The sequence below is a fragment of the Fodinicola acaciae genome (assembly GCF_010993745.1).
Classification (GTDB): Bacteria; Actinomycetota; Actinomycetes; order Mycobacteriales; family HKI-0501; genus Fodinicola; species Fodinicola acaciae.
Map to the genome: position 1 here is coordinate 434,568 of NZ_WOTN01000004.1, position 19,276 is coordinate 453,843.

Sequence of the window (19,276 nt, forward strand, 5' to 3'; positions counted from 1 at the left end):
GCTCCGGGTGAGGACCGCTTCGTACGAGCAGCTGATCCGCGAGCCGATCGACGCTCAATACAAAGGCTTTCCGGCGACCGACACGACGCACACGATCGGCACGGTCGCGTCCGCCGGCTGGCAGCTGACCGACTTCATGTTCCCGGTGCTCGTGCTCAAACAGGAGCCGCTCGAGCACAACCTGAAGCTGATGGCCGACTGGTGCGCCGAGCACAACGTCTCGCTGGCGCCGCACGGCAAGACGCCGATGGCGCCGCAGCTGTTCCTCCGCCAGCTGGACGCCGGCGCCTGGGGTGTCACGGCCGCGACGACCAGCCAGGCGCGGATCATGCGGTCCTTCGGCGTACGCCGGATCATCCTGGCCAACGAGCTGGTCAACCCGGCCGCGCTGCGCTGGGTCGGCCAGCAGCTCGACGCCGATCCGGAGTTCGAGATGTTCTGCCTGGTCGATTCCAGCTACACGGTCGACCGGATGACGGCGCTGCTCGCCGGCGTACGCCGGCAGCTGCCGGTGTTCCTGGAGGTCGGCATGCCGGCCGGCCGCGCCGGCGTACGCGACCACGCCGAGGCGCTGAAGGTCGCCGCGAGCATCGCCGCCTCGCCGGCGCTGCGGCTGGCCGGCGTGGAGGCCTTCGAGGGCGTCGCCGGCTCCAACCGCGAGCCACAGACGCTGGCCGAGGTCGACGACGTGCTCAGCCGGATGGTCGAGCTGCTCGGCGAGATCGACAAGGCGGGACACTTCGACGGCGACGAGATTGTCTTCACCGCCGGCGGCAGCTCCTACTTCGACCGCGTCGTGGCGGCGGCGGAGCGCATCGGCACGCTCAGCAAGCCGGTGCGTACGGTCCTGCGCAGCGGCTGTTACCTGACCCACGACCACGGCTCGTACGAGGTCACCTCACCACTGCGAGCCGGCCAGGACGGACCATCGCTGCAACCGGCCCTGGAGGTCTGGGGCGAGGTGCTGTCGACTCCCGAGCCAGGCCGCGCGATCGTGGGCTTCGGCAAGCGCGACGTGCCGTACGACCAGACCCTACCCACCCCGCTGACCTGGACCGACGCGACAGGCACGCAGACCGGGGTGGCCGGTCGCGCGACCGTCGAGAAGCTCAACGACCAGCACGCCTACCTGTCGTACGCGGACCTGGACATCAAACCGGGAGACCTGCTGTCCTTCGGCATCTCCCATCCGTGCACCGCGTTCGACAAGTGGCGGCTGATCCCGGTCGTGGACGCCGGCTATCGGGTCGTCGACGCCGTGCGTACGTTTTTCTGAGCCCAGGGTCCGTTGCCGGTGATCCGGTGCGGCGTGACCCGGACGATCACCGCGTCCGGGTCGGGCCGGCGCGGGCCGAGCAGAAACTCCTCGACGCCGAGATAGCGCCTGGCCTCCGCGTCCATCAGCTCGGCGTAGTCGTCGGCGATGTCCGGCCCGACGATCGTCGCCGTCCCGTAGACGAGCAGATACTGGTTGAGGCCGCGCTCGTCCTTCTGGTCGTCCTCGACCAGCACGCTGACCCTCGGGTTCAGCCGGATGTTGCGCACCTTCGGCATGTGTTTGCCCATTCCCATCACGATCTGGTCGCCGTCCCTGGCGCCCCAGAGCAGGGAGGTCTGCGGACTGCCGTCGGGGTTGACGGTGGTCAGTACGACATTGTGTGCGCCTTCGAAAAGGCGATGAGTGGTCTCTGGAAGCCGCATGTCGGCGAGCCTAGGAATCCGATTGTTACCTGGCGGTTCCTCAAGGCCCGGCTACCGTTTCGGCATGGACGCCAACATCTTCCTGGCCGACTGTCCGGCCCGACTGGCGATCGAGATCATCGCCGACAAGTGGGCCGTCGTGGTGATCGCCGGGTTGTCCCGCGGACCGTGCCGGCACGGCGACCTGGTCGCGCTGATCGGCGGCATCTCGCGCAAGATGCTGACGCAGACGCTGCGAAAACTGCAGAGCTACGGGCTGATCGAGCGACGTGCCTATCGTGAGGCACCGCCGCGGGTCGAGTACGCGCTGACGCCGCTCGGCCAGACCCTGCTGCATCCGGTCGCGGTGCTCACCGACTGGGCCATCGACAACGGAGAGGCCGTGCTCGACGCGCAGGAGTCGCTGGCCAAGGTGCCGGCCGCGATCTGACTGCATGATGGGCCGATGGATCTCGAACCGTACCGTGGCGAGCTGCTGGCCTACTGCTATCGGATGGTCGGCTCGTTTCACGAGGCGGAGGACCTGGTGCAGGAGACCATGGTCCGCGCGTGGAAGGCCCGCGACCGGTATGACCCGACGCGCGCGTCGGTGCGCACGTGGCTCTACCGGATCGCGACCAACGTCTGCCTGACCGCACTTGAGGGCCGTACGCGGCGGCCGCTGCCGTCCGGGCTCGGCGCGCCGAGCGACGATCCGCGGGCGCCGCTCACCCCGGCGCTCGACATCCCCTGGTTGCAGCCGTTTCCGGATGCGCGTACGGACACCGAGGCGAGGACCGACCTGCGGCTGGCGCTGGTCGCGGCGATGCAGGTGCTGCCGGCGCGCCAGCGTGCCGTCCTGGTGCTTCGCGAGGTGCTTGAGTTCAGCGCCGGCGAGGTCGCCGCGCAGCTGGAAACGACCGTCGCGGCCGTCAACAGCGCGCTCCAGCGAGCCCGTGCGGCACTCGCCGGCGCGGGAGAACTCGGCGACCTCAAGGAGCCCGACGATCCCGACGCGCGCGCCGTGATTCACCGGTACGCGCAGGCGTTCGAGGCGGCCGACGTGCCGGCGCTCGTACGGCTGCTGACCGATGACGCCGTGCTGGAGATGCCGCCAGTGCCGCTGTGGTATCGCGGCAGCCGCGACTATGGCCTGTTCATGGACCGCGTGTTCCAGATGCGCGGGACCGGTTGGCTGACCAGGCAACTGACCGCCAACGGCCAGCCGGCGTTCGCCGCGTACGCATCGGAGCCCGGCGGCGGTCACCAGCTCCACACGCTGCAGGTCCTCACGGTCGCCAAGGGCCAGGTGACACACAACGTGGTGTTCGCCGATCCACGCGTGTTCGAGGCTTTCGAGCTGCCCCGGCGAATTTCTTGATCTGGCGCGATGAGTCCGGCGAGTGTCGCCGGTAGGTACGGGTGACCATCCAACGAAGGGACACCCGCCATGAGCGTCATCGTCATCCAGTTCGTCACCCTCGACGGCATCGTCTCCGATCCGGACGGCTCCGCCGGCACCCCGGCCGGCGGCTGGGCCTTCCGGCACGGCCCGGAGACGGTCGCCGGCGACAAGTTTCGCCTCGGCAGCGTCCTCGACGACGGCGTGATGCTGCTCGGACGCACCACCTGGCAGCTGTTCTCCCGGCTCTGGCCGGGCCGCGACGACCCGTTCTCTCAGCGGATGAACGCGGCGTCCAAGCTGGTCGCCTCGCGTACGCTCACCGACACCTCGGCATGGTCCAACTCGCGGGTCATCGACGGCGACCTGATCGACGCCATCAGGAATGAGCAGCGGGATGTGGTCATCACCGGCAGCCTGAGCGTCGTCCACGTGCTGATGGCCGAGGACCTGGTCGACGAATACCGGCTGCTGACCTTCCCCACCATCCTCGGCGGCGGAGACCGGCTCTTTCCGGCCGGCTCGCCGGCGGCGTATCTGGAGTGCCTGTCGGCCGAGCCGGCCGGCGCCGCCGTCCTCACCCGCTTCGGCCGGACTGTCACCCCCGCCGGCTAATGTCGTACATATGTTCGATAGACTGGCGGAGCAGGTGGCGGTCCTCGCGCTGACCGAGGCGTCGCCCGGCCCGTGGTGGCGGACCGCGGCGGCCATCGAAGATGCTGGCAGCGCGCTGGCCATCCGGCACGGTCACGGCCCGATCCCGGAGCAGCACCGCGATTACGTGGCGGTGCTCCAGGATCGCGCCGGGTCGACCAGCCTCCCGGCGATGGCCGAGCGGATCGAGGACGCCGCCGAGCGCGGGGTCCGGCTCGTCACGGTGCTCGACGACGACTATCCGGTCAACCTGCGCGCGATCCACGACAAGCCACCGTTTCTCTGGTATGCCGGCACACTGTCCGCCGCCGACGCGCGCGCCATCGCCGTGGTCGGCACCCGCGGCGCCTCCGACGACGGCCTGCGCCGCGCCCGCCGGCTCACCGCCGGTCTGGTCGAGGCCGGTGTCACGGTCGTGTCCGGTTTGGCCAGCGGCATCGACACAGCCGCACACCTGACCGCGTTGGAGACCGGCGGCCGTACGCTGGCGGTGCTCGGCCACGGCATCCTGCGACCGGTCTATCCCAAGGAAAACCGTGGCCTGGCCGCTCGGATCCGGTCCGGTGGCGCGGTGATGTCGCAGTTCTGGCTGGAAACTCCGCCACAGCGCACGACTTTTCCGTTGCGCAACGCGGTCACCAGCGGCCTGGCGACCGGCACGGTCGTCATCGAGGCATCGGCCACCAGCGGCGCGAAAATGCAGGCCAGACTGGCACTCCAGCACGGCAAGCGACTGTTTTTGTTGTCCTCGTTGGTCGATTCGGAAGACTGGGCGCGCAAGTACGCGCGCCGGCCCGGCGTAACAGTGGTGAAGACGATCGAAGACGTCCTCGGCGGCTATTCGGAGAAGGTGACCTCCGGCGGTGGCCGGCGGAAACCGCGCGTCAGATAGGCGAGCAGGGCGACACCGAGCACCAGCCAGCAGGCACCGATGATGATCGCCTGGCGATCCAGATTGGTCAGCAGCCACACATCCACCGCGGCACCGATCAGCGGCACGACCAGGTTGAGCAGCCAGCCGCGCGCGCCGGTGAGCGTACGGCGCCGGATCGCCAACGCGATCACACAGAGGTTGACGAACGTGAAGGCGGTGAAGGCGCCGAAGTTGATGAACGACGCGGCCGTGGAGATGTCCAGGAAAACGCCGATCAGCCCGACGAAACCGATGATCGCGATGTTGATCAATGGGGTGTGGAACCGGTTGCTCAGAAAGGCGAAAACCCGCTTCGGCAGCACCGAGTCGCGACCCATCGCATAGAGCAGCCGGGACGCGCTGGCCTGCGCGGCGATGCCGGAGGCAAACTGGGTGATCACCAGTCCGGCGAGGAAAACCGCCGCGAACAGCCGGCCGCCGATCACGCCGGCGATCTCGTACGCGGCCGAGTCGGGATGCGCGACGTGGACCGTCGAGGCGACCAGCTGGGTCGCGTACGAGGCGATCACGAATATGGCGCCACCGATGATCGTGACGAGCACGATCGCGCGCGGGACCGTACGCTTCGCGTCCAGCGTTTCCTCGGTGAGCGTGGTGATCGCGTCGAATCCGAGGAAGGAATACGCGGCGACCGCGGCACCGGCGGCCACCCCGGACACCGACGCACCGGCATGCCAGAAAGGCATCGTCGACAGGCCGCCGCTGGTGTGCGTAAACGAGAGGATGACGAAGAAAAGCAGCACGAGCACCTGCATCGCCATCAACAACAGATTGACGTTTGTCGCGAGCTTCAGGCCGAGCACGTTGAGGATCGTTGTCAACACGATGAAAAGGACGATCCACAGCCAGGTCGGCACACCGGGAACGGCCGTCGACAGATACGACGCACCGATCAGCCAGATGACCGTCGGCAGCCAGAAATAGTCGAGCAGCACGGCCCAGCCGACCAGGAAACCGACGCGTGAGTCGATCGCGCGACGCGTGTACGTGTAAGCCGATCCGGCCACCGGAAAGGCGCGCGACATCCGGCCATAGCTGATGGCCGTGAAAAGCATCGCCACCAACGCCAACAAATACGCCGTCGGCACGACTCCGCCGGAATCCTGGTCCAGGACACCGAAAGTGCCGAGCACGATCATCGGCGCCATGTACGCCAGGCCGAACAGCACCAGCGGTCCGAGCGTGAGCGTACGGTTCAGGTCACTGCTCATGCGGCCCCCTCCAGGTCTCCGGGTCGATCCGGCCGCGGTAGGCCGGCAGCTCCAGCGCCGCGTCACCGGGCCGGAACTGGTCCCACATCCGGTTCAGTCCAGCCGTGCCGAAGCGGCGTACGCGCGCCACCTCGTCGAAATCCAGCACGTCGGTCAGCACCTCCGGCGCGCGGCCGGCGGCGACGCGTACGCGGCCCTCCGGGTCGACCACCAGGCTCTGGCCGACACCGGTCGGCGCGGCCGCGTTGGGGCTCAGCACGTAAACCTGGTTGGCGATCGCGTTGGCCCTGGTCAACACCACTTCCTGTGCGCGGTCGCTGGTGGTCGTCTGGGTCGGGTTGATGATCACCTCGGCGCCGAGCCAGGCCAGCTGCCGGGACACCTCCGGAAACCAGGCGTCGTAACAGATCGACAGTCCGACCCTGCCAAGGTCGGGCAGGTCGACGACGACGAAGTCGGTGCCTGGCCGGTATGGCTCGTACGGCCGCCACGGAAAACACTTCCGATAGGCCGCGGCCAGCTTGCCGGTCGGCGAGAACAGGACGGCGGTGTTGTAGACGGCGTCGCCGGCTCGCTCGCACAGCGTGCCGGGCAACAGCCAGATTCTCAGGTCGCCGGCCAGCTCAGCGAGCATCGCCGCGCGCGGACCGCCCAAAGGCTCGGCCGCGTCCGGATTACGCGCGGTGTCACGGAAAAGATGCAACTCCGGGTAAACCAACAACCGGGTTTGCGGAAAGCGTTCCACGACTTCGGCCACGTCGGCCGCGAACGCCGACTCGCCGGCGACCGGCTCCGCTTGGACCAGCGCGAAAGGCAACCAGCGAGCCATGACGATCAGCATGACGAGCCGACCGGCGTCCCGCCAGACGGAGGACAGAATGTGGACACACACCGACATAGATCCGCCGGGGTGAAACGTCTCTAGATGTGTAGGCCTACAGATGGGGTGGCATGGACGCGGCGGCCAAGCAGCGGTTCGCGGAGTTCGTGGCGGCACGGACTCCGGCCCTGATGCGCCTCGCGTACCTGCTCACCGGTGACCAGCACGCCGCCGAGGACCTGCTGCAGACCGCGCTCACCAAGGCCATGGTGCGGTGGCGGACGCTGCAGCGGGACGATCCCGAGGCGTACGTGCGCAGGGTCATGTATCACGAGCAGGTCAGTTGGTGGCGGCGGGCGGCCCGCCGCCGGGAGACCACCGTCCACGAACTGCCCGACACCCCACTCGCCGACCCGAGCGACCAGTCGGACCTGCGGATGCAGACCCGGCAGGCGTTGCTGAGGCTGACCGCCAAACAGCGCGCCGTGCTGGTGCTGCGCTATTTCGAGGATCTTTCCGAGACGCAGGTCGCCGACGCACTCGGCTGCTCGGTCGGCACCGTACGCAGCCAGACGGCCAAAGCGGTCGCCAGGCTCCGCCAGCTCGCGCCAGAACTCGCGCGTATGACCACGTTCGAGGAGGTCACGCCATGACTTCACCGATGGAGGACGCGATCAGGGAGGCGCTGCGCGAACTCTCCCAGGAGGCAGTCCCGTTGGATCTCACCAATAAAGCAGTCCGCGGCGCGACCCGTCGCAAGCTCACCGTCGCGGTCGCCAGCGCCGCCGCGGTCGCGGCGATCGGCCTGAGTGCGCCGCTCGCCTTCGCCGCGACCGCCGGCAAGCCGGTGCCGGCGACCCCGCGGCCCGCACCGAGCTGCGTGGCCTCGGCGACTCCGTCGGCGCCGGCCGGTCCGAGCGGGCCGGCACCGGTGTCACCGTGTCCGCCGGTGCCGTCGGCATCGCCGTCGCCGGACCTGCCGCCCGGCTCGCCGAGCGTGTCACCGCCGCCGAGTCCCGGGCATCCCGGCGGTCCGCGGCCATCGACGTCACCATCGGTGTCGCCGCCAGCCCCGTCACAGTCACCGTCGGCGCCGTCACCGGCCAACCCCCACCCGTCGGCGTCGGCGCCGGCGGACCCTGGACCCGCGCCATCGCGGTCCTGAACAGAGGTGGGGTGGTCCGGCCGGACCACCCCACCTCGTACGCCACAATCGGAATCCGATTGTCACGCTCCTACCGCGGCAGACCTGGCCGGTCGTTCGCGGTGGCCGCCTTCGCCGCGCTCTTGGCGGCGGCCGCGGTCGGCGTCGGGTGCGGGTCACCGACGCAGCTCACGTCCTTCTTCGGCAGGTTGCCGTTGAGCAGCCAGTCGGTGCCATAGCCCATCGTGCAGGTGTTCTTCGACTGGTAGAGATACTGGCCGTGGTTCCACTGGCCGGTGACCGTCACCAGGCGCGAGTTACGCAGTGCCTTGTGCATGTTGAGCGCACCCGGATACGGCGTCGCCGGGTCACCGGTGGCGTTGATGACCAGGATGTCGCCGCGGAAGTTGACCTTGGTCGCCTGCTTGGCGCTGTACGGCCAGAAGGCACACGGCAGGTTGAACCACATGTTGCCGTAGACCAGGAACGGATAGTTCTTGTACTGCCGAGCCGCGTCCGCATACCACTTCTGCAGGTTGTGCGGCCACGCCTTGTCGTTGCAGCCGACCGTCGTGTAGATCGCGTTGCCGTTCTCACCGGCCAGGTCGGTCGGACCGTACTGGTCGGCCAGCGCCTTGTCGTCGTGCTTGTTCACGTAGTCGCTGACCGCCTGCGCAAGGCCCGGCCACGTGCTGTCGGCGTACATCGCGCCGGAGCCGATGTTGTCGAACTCGGCGGAGCCGAGCACGCCACCGACCGGCTTCTTCTTCACCGCGGCGCGTACGGCGTACCAGTTTTTCGACACCGCGCCTTCGGTTTTGCCGAGGTGGAAGACGGCGTCGTTGCTGGCGGTCCAGCGGAGGAACTCGTGGAACGACTTGTCGAACGCCACGTTCTGGCCGAGGTTGTCGTCATACCAGACACCGGTCGGGTCGACCGCGCTGTCCAGGATGAACCGGCGCACGTTGTCGGGGAACAGCGACGCGTAGACCGAGCCGAGGTAGGTGCCGTACGAGTAGCCCAGATAGTTGATCTTGCGCTCACCGAGCGCGGCGCGGATGAAGTCCATGTCGCGAGCCGTGTTCGCGGTGTTGATGAACCTGACGTCCGGCCCGTTCTTCAGGCAGCCCTGCGCGTAGTACGCGGCACGGCCGGTGTTGATCGCGAGGTCGCGGCGCGAGCTCGGGATCGGCTCCGGCAGCGGGCCTTTGTAGAACGTGTCCGGGTCGACGCAGTAGATCGGCGAGGAAAGGCCGACGCCGCGCGGGTCGAAACCGATGACGTCGTACGCCTTCTTCAGCGCGTCAGGCAGCCGGTTTTGCACGCTTTGCGCGTACTGGACACCGGTGCCGCCGGGACCGCCGCGGTTGACCAGCAGCGCACCCTGCCGCTCGGCCGCCGTACCGGTCGCCTTGGCCCTGCTGATGACGACGCTGAGCTTCTTTCCGCCGGGATGCGCGTAATCCAGCGGCACCTGCAGCGTGGCGCACTGCAGCGTCGCCGAATAGCCAGGCGGACACGACCCCCAGTTGACGCTGCTCGCACCGGCCTGCGGAGCCGCCGTGGCAGCGAGCGGGCTGGTCAGGACGCCGGCGCCGATCGCGGCCACCGCTCCTGCCACCATGATTCTCCTCATAGAACCATCCCCTCCTGGCGTACCGCACCGATCTGGTCGGCCATCGCCGGATGAGGATGCTGCCAGACAATCGCGTTTTCCGAGGTTGATCAAAGAAAATTGGTTTTCGGTTGTCCCGGTACGTCCCCGTGTGCGTACCGTTTCGGCGCGGACAGGCAAAGTTGTGACCTGATGCATTGACGGCGTACGCGGATGGGTCGACGGTGGCTGCCATGCGCAACCGCGACCTGTGGGACCACGAGGACCTGCCGCCGGAGCTGGTGCGGCTGCGACAGCTGATCGCCTGCGAGCTGCACGCGCAGTTCACGCTGCGGATGGCCGTCGCGTACGAGGACATCCCGGAGGTCGCGGACGCCGTCGCGCACCGGCTCGAACAGGCCTTCCGGGTCGAGTGGTCGCCGGTCTGGGAACAGGATCGCGGCGAGGACGACGAGTCGCTCGGCCCGGACAGCGCGGTTTTCTATGGATCGCGGCTTTCCTCCGACCGATTCCCGATCTTCGACCACGACTGGCCATCCGCACGGTGAGCTCGTACGGGTGGTTGAGTGGGGATATGCGGGATGCCTGGGGACTGAACGAGCGGCTTTTCGCCGCCTGGTATCCGTGCGTGATGGGCCTGTCCGAGCGGGCCGGCGGTGCCGCGATCCGCCACGAGCTGCTCACCGGCGCCGCCGGCCGCACGCTGGAGATCGGCGCCGGCAACGGCTACAACCTGCCGCACTATTCGGCCGCGGTGACCGAGCTGGTCGTCAGCGAGCCGAGCCCGTACATGGTCGAGCACCTGCGCAAACGGCTGGAGGCCACGCCGCCGCCGGTCGGCTCGTGGGACCTGGTGCAGACCGGTGCGGAGGCGTTGCCCTTCGACGACACCAGCTTCGACACCGTCGTCGCCGCGTATGTGCATTGCACGATCCCTGACCCGGCCGCGGCGTTGCGCGAGATCCACCGGGTCCTGCGAGACGGTGGACGCTATCTTTTCCTTGAGCACGTACGGGATCGGTCGCTGTTCGGCAGTCTCCAGGACCTGGTCGAGGTGCCGCACGCGTACGTCGCCGCCGGTTGCCACCCCAATCGCCGCACCGAGGACCTGCTCGACGCGTCACCGCTGACGGTCGAGCGGCTGGAACACGGCACTCTGCCGATGGGTTTTCCCACCGTACGACCGACCATCCGTGGTGTCGCGGTCAGAACGGCTTCGTGAGATCGACAAGTCCGGCCTTCGTTGGCCGGAATCCGCACCGAGCATAGAAAGTTTCCAGGTGCGGCACATAGTCGGCGTGCAGCCACCGCGCTCCGCGCGCTTTCGCCTCGACGGCAGCCGCGCGTACGAGCCGTACGCCTAATCCGTTGCGGCGCTCGTCAGGATGCACTGTCGTGTCCAGGACGATCGCGTGGATGCCGCCGTCGGTCGCCACGTTCACGAAACCGACCAGCCGGTCGCGGCGTGCGGCGGTCACCCATAGCAGGCTTCTTTCCAGGATGCCGGCGAAAGACCGCGGCCGATGGCCTGGCCACGACGCGGCGAACAGCTCGTTGAGCGCGTCGTCGGTCGTCGCCTCCCGTACGGCGATTGTGATCGTCATGCGAACAGTTTGACTTTGAGTGCACTCTAAGGCCTAGCGTGTTTTCCGTGACCACGACAGAGCAGCTCAACGACCTGATCACCAGGGCCGCCGAGGACGGCCTGCCGGACCTGCGCGACCTGCTGGCCGCGTCGGTCACCGCCGGCGACGCGGGCGACCTGCCGCTGACCGTCGGCCAGACCGCCGAGCTGCTCGGTCTGTCGGCTCACACGCTGCGCTATTACGAGCGGATCGGCCTGGTCGACGTGGAGCGTAGCGGTTCGGGTCAGCGCCGCTATGACCGCGAGGCGCTGGCTCGCGTCGTCTTCATCACGCGACTGCGGCTGTCCGGCATGTCGATCAACGACATCGGCGAATACATCCGCCTGGTGGAGCAGGGGACCGGCACCGAAGAGCAGCGGCTGGAGCTGCTTTACCGGCACCGCGCCAAAGTGCAGCGTCAGTTGGACGAGCTGCGGTTCACCATGGCGGTGATCGACTACAAGATCACCACCTACGGTGGATCCTGCGGCTTTTAGTTTTCCTTTTCCTGAATTGATTGGACGGCTTTGTCATGCCCAAAATCCGCGATCTCGACGTTTCCCGGCTCGGCCTCGGCCTGATGGGGATGAGCTTCGGCTATGGCCCCGGCGACCGCGCCGAATCGTTGGCCACCATCAACGCGGCCATCGACAGCGGTGTGACTTTCCTTGACACGGCTGACATGTATGGCAACGGCCGCAACGAGGAACTGCTCGCAGAAGTCCTGCGTACGCGCCGGTCCGAGGTCACCGTGGCGACGAAGTTCGGCATTGTCACCGATGCCGACAACAATGTCGTCGGCATCAACGGCTCACCCGCGTACGCGGCGACCGCTGTCGACAATTCGTTGCGGCGGCTGGGAATCGACACGATTGACCTCTATTATCTGCACCGCGTCGACCCGACCGTACCGATCGAGGAGACGGTCGGCGCGATGGCCGACATGGTCGCGCAAGGAAAGGTGCGCCACCTCGGCCTGTCCGAGGCATCGGCTGACACTCTGCGGCGTGCCAGTGCCGTCCATCCGATCACCGCAGTGCAGAGTGAGTGGTCGATTTTCAGCCGTGACATCGAAACCACTATCGTGCCGACCGCTCGCGAGCTCGGCATCGGCCTCGTGCCGTACAGTCCGCTCGGCCGTGGCCTGCTCACCGGCGCCACCCGCGACCTCTCCGCCGACGACTTCCGGCGTACGCAGCCGCGCTGGCAGGGTGACAACCTCGAGGCAAACCTGGCACTGGTCGAGCAGATCCGCGCGATCGGCACCGAGGTGGGTGCCACCCCGGCCCAGGTCGCACTCGCCTGGCTGCTCGCGCAGGGCTCCGATGTCGTGCCGATCCCTGGTACGAAACGCCGCACGTACCTGGCCGACAACCTCGGCGCGATCGACGTGTCGCTGTCCGCGGAGCACCTGGAGCAACTGTCCAAGCTGAGCCCGGTCGGCGACCGCTATCCCGACATGAGCTGGGTCTCCGGCGAAAGCGCTGCCGGTTAAGGTCGCGGGGACGACCGGGAGGCGCGATGGCGACGTACGTGTTGGTGCCGGGCGGGTGGCGCGGCGGCTGGTATTTCGAGCCGCTGGCGCGCCAACTGCGCCGGCACGGCCACGAGGCGTACGCGGTGACGCCGACCGGACTCGGCGACCGCGGGCATCTCGGTGCGGCGACGGTCAACCTCGACACCCACGTCCAGGATGTGGTGGCGCTGTTGGAAAGCGAGCGCATCGCCGACGCGGTGCTGTGTGGCCACAGCTATGGCGGCATGATCGTCGCCGGCGTCGCCGACCGAGTGCCACACCTGATCGACGCGGCGGTTTATTGCGACGCGTACGTGCCGGCGGACGGCCAGTCCTGCTGGCAGCTGACCAGCGACGCGTTTCGCCGGATATTCCTGGAAAATGCCAGCCAGGACGGCTTCAGCGTGGCGCCGCCAGCCGGTTCCGACCCGCGCTGCACGGCGCATCCGCTGGCGTCTTTCCTGCAGCGACCGCGGCTGACCAGCGCCGGCGAGCAGCTCCGCCGCCGTGACTTCGTCTATCTCTCGGGCTGGCCGGAGACGCCGTTCACCGCGGTCTACGAGCGACTGCTCCGAGACCCACGGTGGCGCGTACATTCCCTGCCGGTCGGCCACGACGTCATGGCCGCAGCAGCCGACGACCTGCTCGACATCCTGCTGGACGTGCCGACCGGTTAGCCAGTTTTGTCGATCGCGCCACGATCGAGGCCGATATCTGACAGTATTGACGACGTCACAGGCAGCCACGTCGGGGAGTGCGCCATGCTCGGGACGATCGTCGTTGTCGCCGTACTCGCTGTTCTCGTCTTCGGAGCTGTGGGCTGGTGGGTCAATCGACATCCGGCGACCCGCAAAATGCACAACCGCTGGTTCTTCGGTGCGCTCGCGGTCGTGGCCCTGCTGCTCGTCCTCTATCTGCTCGGCTCCAAGTGATCAAACAGTGTCGTGATGTGACGCCAGACGTACGATGCGTCAATGGCGGAGAGTGTCACAAAAAGCCAGATCGCCGCGTTTCGGCTCAACGCTCATCATCTCGCGGGCCGGCTGAGCGAGAAGTCCCTGCTGGACGCGGCTGGCGCGTGCGGCGTACAGAACAGCCCGCCCGGATCGGCATCGCTGGCCCTGCACGCAAGGGTCGAGAATGTCACGTCAGAGCGGATGAACGAGGCCGTCGCCGGCGAGAAGAGCCTGCTGCAGACCTGGTGCGTACGTGGAGCGCCGTTCTATTTCCCCACTGCTGACGGGTCAGTGTTCACCAGCGGCGTACTCCCTGTCACCGAGAAGGCCCAACGTCATTTCATCCTTGGCGTGGAGCAGTCGCTCGATCGGCTCGGCATGAGCGTCGCGGAGGTGGTCGGACTGATCGCTGACAGGATCGGTGACATCCTGTCCGGCCGCCAGCTGGCGATCAACGAACTCGGCGCCGAGACGGCCACGCGCATCGCCAGCGTACTTCCCGGGAAACAAAGGACAATCTGGGAGGCGGAGGGGCCGTACGCGAAAGGCCAGCCGCTCGGGGAAGCCATCGTCCACTTCTGCCTCCGCATTCTCACGCTGCAAGGCATCGTCTGTTTCGCGCCCCGCACTGGAAACAAGGCGCCTTTCGTACTCGTCGAGGAATGGCTCGGCCACTCACTTCCCCAGATCGACCCGACCGCGGCCCGCGCCGAACTGCTCCGCCGCTATCTGCGCTGTTACGGTCCATCCACGCGCAAGGATTTCGCCGCGTGGCTGGGCGTCTTCGCTGGCGACGTGGATCCGTGGTGGAATCCGGTGGAAAACGAGCTGACTCCGGTCGATGTCAACGGCCCGGCTTGGATTCTCACCGAAAGTCTCGATGCGTTGCGGGCGTCGTCGCCGGCGACAGGCGTACGGCTGCTTCCACCGCGCGATCCGTACACGCAACTGCGCGATCGAGAGTCCATCGCCGACAAGAAGTTTCACCGGGAAATCTGGAAGACGCTCGGCGATCCCGGCGTCCTCCTCGTCGACGGCGCCGTCAGCGGCACCTGGCGACCGCGCAAAACCGGACGCAAGCTGACCATCGCCGTGCGTGCGTTCTCGTCACTGCCCGCCAGCCGAAAGAAGGCGCTCCAGAACGAAGCGGAAGCGGTCGCCACGCTGCGCGGCGCGACCACCCTGGACCTCGAGTGGAGCGGATGACGGGAATCGAACCCGCACTGTCAGCTTGGGAAGCTGAAGTTCTACCATTGAACTACATCCGCAGAAGTGCTCCAGACACTTTAGCAACCATGGCCCGCGCAGGCGGGCTCGGATGGCCATCAGTACGCTCACTAGGGTGCTGCTGTCCGATCGCGACCTGCTCAAGGCCATCGACGAGGGCCGGCTCGGCCTGGATCCGTGGGAACCCGAGCTCATCCAGCCTTCCAGTGTGGACGTACGACTGGACCGCTGGTTCCGGGTCTTCAACAACCTGAAGTACACCCACATCGACCCCTCCAAGCAACAGGACGACCTGACCTCGCTGGTGGAGACCGAGCCGGACCAGCCGTTCGTCCTGCACCCCGGCGAGTTCGTCCTCGGCTCGACGCTGGAGGTCGTCAGCCTGGCCGACGACGTGGCGGCGCGGCTGGAAGGCAAGTCGAGCCTCGGCCGGCTGGGGCTGGTGACCCACTCGACGGCCGGCTTCATCGACCCCGGCTTCTCCGGCCACGTGACGTTGGAGCTGTCCAACCTGGCCAACCTGCCAATCACCCTGTGGCCTGGCATGAAGATCGGCCAGATCTGCGTGTTCGCCCTGTCGTCGCCGGCCGAGCACCCGTACGGGAGCACCAAGTACGGCTCGCGCTACCAGGGCCAGCGCGGCCCGACCCCGAGCCGCTCGTTCCAGTCCTGGCGCACTTGGCCCACCCGCTAGGGACGGTTCGTTACACAAAGCTTCAATCGTCACCCAGAGTACCTTCGCGCATACCGTATCGCGGCGAGATTGACAAATCATCTGTGAACTTTGACAGATGATTTGTCAATCTCGCATACTCGCTCCAGCTGTTTCTGACGCCCGACCTGGACGAGGACGATCGGCGCGTCGTCGCCGAGATCGAGAGCTACCGAGCCAAGCTGCGCCTCTACCTGCGGGAACCACGACGGTGGAAGGGGCAGCTGCGACGCAACCTGAAGGCGCGCGCAGTGCGTGGCTCAAACAGCATTGAAGGCTACGACGTGAGCTTGGACGACGCGTTGGCGCTCATGGAAGACGAGGAGCCACTTGACGCAGATCGCCTCACCAGTCTGGAGATCATCGGCTATCGAAACGCGCTGACGTACATCCAGCAACTAGCCGATGACGCGGAATTTGTCCTTGATGAATCATTGCTGCGAAGTCTGCATTTCATGATGCTCGGGCATGATCTTACGAAGAGTCCTGGCCGATACAGGCGCGGGCCGATATACGTGCATGATGATGAGCGAGACCTCACCGTATACGAGGGGCCCGATCGCGACGACGTGCCTCGTTTGATGCGAGAGCTTGTTTCCGGTCTACAGTCCGTTTCCGATAACTGTCCTGTGTTCGTCAGAGCTGCGATGGCTCACCTGAATTTGGTCATGATCCATCCATTTCGCGACGGGAATGGGCGCATGGCGCGCGCACAGCAGACTCTGATTCTGGCGCGAGAGAAGATTCTCGCGCCAGAGTTCAGCAGCATCGAGGAGTGGCTTGGACGGAATACCAGCGAATACTACCGGGTGTTGGCGTCGGTCGGTGGAGGTTCCTGGCATCCAGAACGCGACACAACGACATGGGTAAAGTTCAATTTAGTCGCTCATCATATGCAGGCACAGACCGTATTGCGGCGAGTTGACGACGCCTCTCGGATCTGGAGCTGGTTGGAGCAGGTTGTCGAAACCAGGCGCTTGAATCCGCGGATGCTCAACGTTCTCTATCCGGCAGTGATGGGGTTCAGAGTACGACGAACCTCGTACGAAAAGGACGCGGAAATCGAGACGGGCACGGCGAATCGCGATCTCCGAATGATGGTCGACAAGGGCCTTCTCATCGCGAGAGGTGAGACCAAAGGCCGATACTACGCTGCGACGCAGGACCTGCGTCGAGAGCGACAGGACCTGATGGGGAAGCGGGCAGAATTGATCAATCCCCATGCGGCTGCGGTCAACCTCTATTGAGACTCCATCGACTGAGGCTCGCGCACCGCCCAGCCTGCGTATGGGCGGCTGCCCGGCAGCTATGGGACTGAGGTTGGGTCTTCGCGACACGGACCGAGGTCCGTTCAACCCGCTCACGAGTGGTCGGCCCTCCTGACGAAGGCCAAGAAGCGCCAGAACGACGAACGCCGGCCAGCCTGTGTGGAGGCTGACCGGCGGGCGTGGCGGAGGATACGAGATTCGAACTCGTGAGGGGTTGCCCCCAACACGCTTTCCAAGTCCGCATCCATGCGTTCAGCAGGGGTCGCCACCATCCGTGACCTGCGCAAACTCCTTCGGCCGCACCTCCGAGAACGGCCCTGAACGCTCACGAATGAGACCAAAACTGAGACTACGAAGACTAAAGCAAGGACCCACACCGCACGTCCACACGGCAGGGGTCCGTGGGCCGATGGTCATCAATCGAGTGTCGTCACAGGTGACGAGATGTGACCAATCAGTTGACGGCGAGAGTCATACGTGACGCTGCTCACTCGCCTACGCTCGGTGTTCGATCTGGGCAAGAGTGTGATCGCTTCGTAGGAGGATGTATGACTGCTGAGATTGCGATCATGAACCGGTCGGCGATCGCGCTGGCTGCAGACAGCGCCGTAACTGTCACGCAGGTTGGCGAAGATAAAGACGGTAATCGGATCTATCGGCAGAAAATATACTCTAATGCAAATAAGCTATTCGAGTTAGTTAAGGGCCGACCCATCGGCATAATGATCTATAATAATGCCGAATTGTTGGATGTTCCATGGGAGACGCTTATAAAGCTATTCCGCGAGGAGAACCGAGATTGCGTCGCCGACTCGGTAGATGCTTACTTTGAGCGGTTCATCAGTTTTCTCTCTAAGAACACCGACCGCTTCTTTCCCGTTGAAGCGCAGGTGGAGTACTTCGAAGCATTCATGCGGGCGTTTGTGGACCAATTTCTCAACACATTCTCTGGGCACTTACAGCACATGGCGACTGAGAGAAGCATCCGACTAACGAAAGGGATCAAGCGACAGACAATCGAAAGTTTGCTCGACAGACTCCTTGTCGGGTGGCAAAAAGTGAAGCGAGCTCCCTGGTCTCGGGATTTGCCAGCGGCCGAATTGAATGAGATACGACGAGCCATCCTTGAGTTGATGCCAGATGAAGCCGAAGGATTCCTTCTCCTGGCGAAACACAAGAGACAGCTGCGTGACGCGGCAACCCTTGCCCTTCTTTGTGCGACTGATCCGCCGTCGTGGACCGGTCTGGTGGTGGCCGGATTCGGCCAAGGTGAGCCGTATCCCAGCCTCTGTCACATGAAAATTAGTGGGGTCGTCGGCAATCGCTTGATGATCCTCGGTCAACTCAAACGAAGTGTTGATTCAGAGTCTGGCGCAATGATTATGCCGTTCGCGCAAAGCGCTGAAGCTCAATTATTCCTAACCGGCGTTGACCCCGAGGTTGCGGACGCAATTGGCAGCTTCTGGAGTGAGGTAACAACCAAATTGCCGCATGCAATCTCCAAGATCGTAAGTGACACTGGAGCCTCGTTGACGGACGCTCAGGAGGAGGCTGTGAACGAGGCGTTGGAAACGTTCGGTGGCGCTATCTGGGACAGCTTTGCTGAGTACATGAACCGCTTCCACGAGGATACGAGAATTTCTCCAATATCAGCCGGCGCTCGTTTCATGGCGAAGAGCGATCTTGCTGAGCTGTCCGAAGCACTAGTCAATCTCGCTACGCTCCGTGCTCGCGTCTCGATCGATAGGTCTGAGACGGTCGGCGGCGCTACCGACGTTGCCGTCATATCTCCAGGTGACGGCTTCGTGTGGATCAAACGCAAGCACTACTTTGATCTGTCGTTAAATCCCTTTTGGGCTGTTCGACACGGCGTGGAACATGTACCATGCCCGCAGGACTCTCGGGGAGGTTACTAACGATGGGAACGTTCACGTCATCGCTTCCCTTGCCTGGAGGTAGCAGGCAGGGCGCAACCTCCAACGAAGCAGGCAGAGCGCGCAAAGCCGCAGCTGATGCTGTAAAGCAGGCGTTGGCGAAGGTTGCGAACTCGCAGGCGCGTCGTGAGAAGGCCTCCAGCTCGAAATAGGCGGCATGGGTCTTAATCAGCCACAGCGCTGGTTGGTCTTCCCGTCGGCAGGCGTAGCCCTAGCGGGCCGGGTCGTCAGGGTCAATCGTGGGGTGTCGGTTGACCCTGACGACCCGGCCCGCTTGCCTGTGGTGCCGGCGGGAAGACCAACCAGTGCCACGTACCGCAGGATGCGTCGAGGGCTTCTCGGAGGCGCCAGGGGGTTCGGGGGCCGGCGAGGACCCCCGAGTACGTACGGCGCGGCTGGACGGTCGGCAGCTCGGCCTGGTGCTCGTCGTGCTGAGTGCTTCTGGTGCGGAGCGGGCGTGGCTCCGGTCGTCCGGCACGGCCGCCGTCCGAGGACGGCGCCCCAGCGCCGCCCGCAGCGGCGGTGCGGCGGGCCGGGCGCGCCGGAGGCGCGCCTTGATCCAATAAAGAGCAATTCAG

General features: G+C 65.6%; 22 protein-coding genes and 2 tRNA genes. 17 read left to right on the top strand and 7 right to left on the bottom strand.

Annotated features, from left to right (window positions below):
- Positions 1-7: 7 nt before the first annotated feature.
- Positions 8-1,276, top strand: a complete 1,269-nt coding sequence (locus tag GNX95_RS37435; RefSeq protein ID WP_163512525.1) for an amino acid deaminase — start codon at positions 8-10, stop codon at positions 1,274-1,276.
- Here the strand turns inward: GNX95_RS37435 and GNX95_RS37440 are convergent.
- Positions 1,240-1,701: a TIGR03618 family F420-dependent PPOX class oxidoreductase gene (locus GNX95_RS37440; RefSeq protein WP_163512526.1), complete on the bottom strand. Its 462-nt coding sequence runs from the start codon at positions 1,699-1,701 to the stop codon at positions 1,240-1,242. The two genes, GNX95_RS37435 and GNX95_RS37440, sit on opposite strands and share 37 nt — an antisense overlap.
- Before the next feature lie 64 nt (positions 1,702-1,765).
- Between GNX95_RS37440 and GNX95_RS37445 the strand changes: the two genes are divergently transcribed.
- From GNX95_RS37445 to GNX95_RS37460, 4 genes are all read left to right on the top strand, one after another.
- Positions 1,766-2,131, top strand: a complete 366-nt coding sequence (locus GNX95_RS37445) for a winged helix-turn-helix transcriptional regulator (RefSeq protein WP_222854243.1) — start codon at positions 1,766-1,768, stop codon at positions 2,129-2,131.
- 15 nt (positions 2,132-2,146) lie between these two features.
- Positions 2,147-3,061, top strand: a complete 915-nt coding sequence (locus tag GNX95_RS37450) for an RNA polymerase subunit sigma-70 (RefSeq protein WP_163512528.1) — start codon at positions 2,147-2,149, stop codon at positions 3,059-3,061.
- A 69-nt stretch (positions 3,062-3,130) separates the two neighbouring features.
- A complete protein-coding gene (locus GNX95_RS37455; RefSeq protein ID WP_163512529.1) occupies positions 3,131-3,697 on the top strand; it encodes a dihydrofolate reductase family protein in 567 nt (188 codons plus the stop codon).
- A 10-nt stretch (positions 3,698-3,707) separates the two neighbouring features.
- Positions 3,708-4,628, top strand: a complete 921-nt coding sequence (locus GNX95_RS37460) for a DNA-processing protein DprA (RefSeq protein WP_163512530.1) — start codon at positions 3,708-3,710, stop codon at positions 4,626-4,628.
- Here GNX95_RS37460 and GNX95_RS37465 read toward each other — a convergent pair.
- Both GNX95_RS37465 and GNX95_RS37470 read right to left on the bottom strand, forming a co-directional pair.
- Positions 4,574-5,881 (bottom strand): APC family permease, encoded by a 1,308-nt coding sequence (locus GNX95_RS37465; RefSeq protein WP_163512531.1) that lies wholly within the window; start codon positions 5,879-5,881, stop codon positions 4,574-4,576. The two genes, GNX95_RS37460 and GNX95_RS37465, sit on opposite strands and share 55 nt — an antisense overlap.
- The gene (locus GNX95_RS37470) at positions 5,871-6,710 is read right to left on the bottom strand and encodes a carbon-nitrogen hydrolase family protein (protein WP_163512532.1); all 840 of its coding nucleotides are present in this window, start codon (positions 6,708-6,710) and stop codon (positions 5,871-5,873) included. Before GNX95_RS37470 ends, GNX95_RS37465 begins: the two co-directional genes overlap by 11 nt.
- Positions 6,711-6,832: 122 nt before the next feature.
- Between GNX95_RS37470 and GNX95_RS37475 the strand changes: the two genes are divergently transcribed.
- Both GNX95_RS37475 and GNX95_RS37480 read left to right on the top strand, forming a co-directional pair.
- The gene (locus GNX95_RS37475; RefSeq protein WP_163512533.1) at positions 6,833-7,354 is read left to right on the top strand and encodes a SigE family RNA polymerase sigma factor; all 522 of its coding nucleotides are present in this window, start codon (positions 6,833-6,835) and stop codon (positions 7,352-7,354) included.
- The gene (locus GNX95_RS37480) at positions 7,351-7,866 is read left to right on the top strand and encodes a hypothetical protein (RefSeq protein ID WP_163512534.1); all 516 of its coding nucleotides are present in this window, start codon (positions 7,351-7,353) and stop codon (positions 7,864-7,866) included. Before GNX95_RS37475 ends, GNX95_RS37480 begins: the two co-directional genes overlap by 4 nt.
- A 70-nt stretch (positions 7,867-7,936) precedes the next feature.
- On the opposite strand, the gene GNX95_RS37485 is transcribed toward GNX95_RS37480, so the two are convergent.
- Complete coding sequence (locus GNX95_RS37485) at positions 7,937-9,469, bottom strand: alpha/beta hydrolase (protein ID WP_163512535.1); 1,533 nt, start codon at positions 9,467-9,469, stop codon at positions 7,937-7,939.
- A 224-nt stretch (positions 9,470-9,693) separates the two neighbouring features.
- On the opposite strand from GNX95_RS37485, the gene GNX95_RS37490 reads away from it, so the two are divergent.
- A complete protein-coding gene (locus tag GNX95_RS37490) occupies positions 9,694-10,008 on the top strand; it encodes a hypothetical protein (protein WP_163512536.1) in 315 nt (104 codons plus the stop codon).
- Positions 10,009-10,034: 26 nt separating this feature from the next.
- Positions 10,035-10,682: a class I SAM-dependent methyltransferase gene (locus tag GNX95_RS37495; protein WP_163512537.1), complete on the top strand. Its 648-nt coding sequence runs from the start codon at positions 10,035-10,037 to the stop codon at positions 10,680-10,682.
- On the opposite strand, the gene GNX95_RS37500 is transcribed toward GNX95_RS37495, so the two are convergent.
- A complete protein-coding gene (locus tag GNX95_RS37500; RefSeq protein WP_163512538.1) occupies positions 10,666-11,064 on the bottom strand; it encodes a GNAT family N-acetyltransferase in 399 nt (132 codons plus the stop codon). The two genes, GNX95_RS37495 and GNX95_RS37500, sit on opposite strands and share 17 nt — an antisense overlap.
- Before the next feature lie 47 nt (positions 11,065-11,111).
- Between GNX95_RS37500 and GNX95_RS37505 the strand changes: the two genes are divergently transcribed.
- The 5 genes from GNX95_RS37505 (at position 11,112) to GNX95_RS37525 (ending at position 14,763) form a co-directional block, all read left to right on the top strand.
- Positions 11,112-11,582: a MerR family transcriptional regulator gene (locus tag GNX95_RS37505; protein WP_163512539.1), complete on the top strand. Its 471-nt coding sequence runs from the start codon at positions 11,112-11,114 to the stop codon at positions 11,580-11,582.
- Between the two features lie 35 nt (positions 11,583-11,617).
- Positions 11,618-12,580, top strand: a complete 963-nt coding sequence (locus GNX95_RS37510; protein ID WP_163512540.1) for an aldo/keto reductase — start codon at positions 11,618-11,620, stop codon at positions 12,578-12,580.
- A gap of 26 nt (positions 12,581-12,606) precedes the next feature.
- Positions 12,607-13,278, top strand: a complete 672-nt coding sequence (locus GNX95_RS37515) for an alpha/beta fold hydrolase (protein ID WP_163512541.1) — start codon at positions 12,607-12,609, stop codon at positions 13,276-13,278.
- 84 nt (positions 13,279-13,362) lie between these two features.
- Complete coding sequence (locus GNX95_RS37520) at positions 13,363-13,533, top strand: hypothetical protein (protein WP_163512542.1); 171 nt, start codon at positions 13,363-13,365, stop codon at positions 13,531-13,533.
- A 42-nt stretch (positions 13,534-13,575) separates the two neighbouring features.
- Positions 13,576-14,763: a winged helix DNA-binding domain-containing protein gene (locus tag GNX95_RS37525; protein WP_163512543.1), complete on the top strand. Its 1,188-nt coding sequence runs from the start codon at positions 13,576-13,578 to the stop codon at positions 14,761-14,763.
- Here the strand turns inward: GNX95_RS37525 and GNX95_RS37530 are convergent.
- Positions 14,752-14,825, bottom strand: a tRNA-Gly gene (locus GNX95_RS37530). The genes GNX95_RS37525 and GNX95_RS37530 overlap by 12 nt on opposite strands.
- Positions 14,826-14,899: 74 nt before the next feature.
- Here GNX95_RS37530 and dcd point away from each other — a divergent pair.
- Positions 14,900-15,478 carry a dCTP deaminase gene (gene dcd / locus GNX95_RS37535; protein ID WP_163512544.1) on the top strand — a complete coding sequence of 193 codons (579 nt, stop codon included), beginning with the start codon at positions 14,900-14,902 and terminating at the stop codon, positions 15,476-15,478.
- Between the two features lie 302 nt (positions 15,479-15,780).
- Complete coding sequence (locus GNX95_RS37540; RefSeq protein ID WP_222854244.1) at positions 15,781-16,743, top strand: Fic family protein; 963 nt, start codon at positions 15,781-15,783, stop codon at positions 16,741-16,743.
- A 201-nt stretch (positions 16,744-16,944) separates the two neighbouring features.
- Here GNX95_RS37540 and GNX95_RS37545 read toward each other — a convergent pair.
- Positions 16,945-17,059 (bottom strand) — tRNA-Phe (locus GNX95_RS37545).
- A gap of 253 nt (positions 17,060-17,312) precedes the next feature.
- Between GNX95_RS37545 and GNX95_RS37550 the strand changes: the two genes are divergently transcribed.
- A complete protein-coding gene (locus tag GNX95_RS37550) occupies positions 17,313-18,680 on the top strand; it encodes a hypothetical protein (RefSeq protein ID WP_163512545.1) in 1,368 nt (455 codons plus the stop codon).
- Positions 18,681-19,276 lie beyond the last annotated feature (596 nt).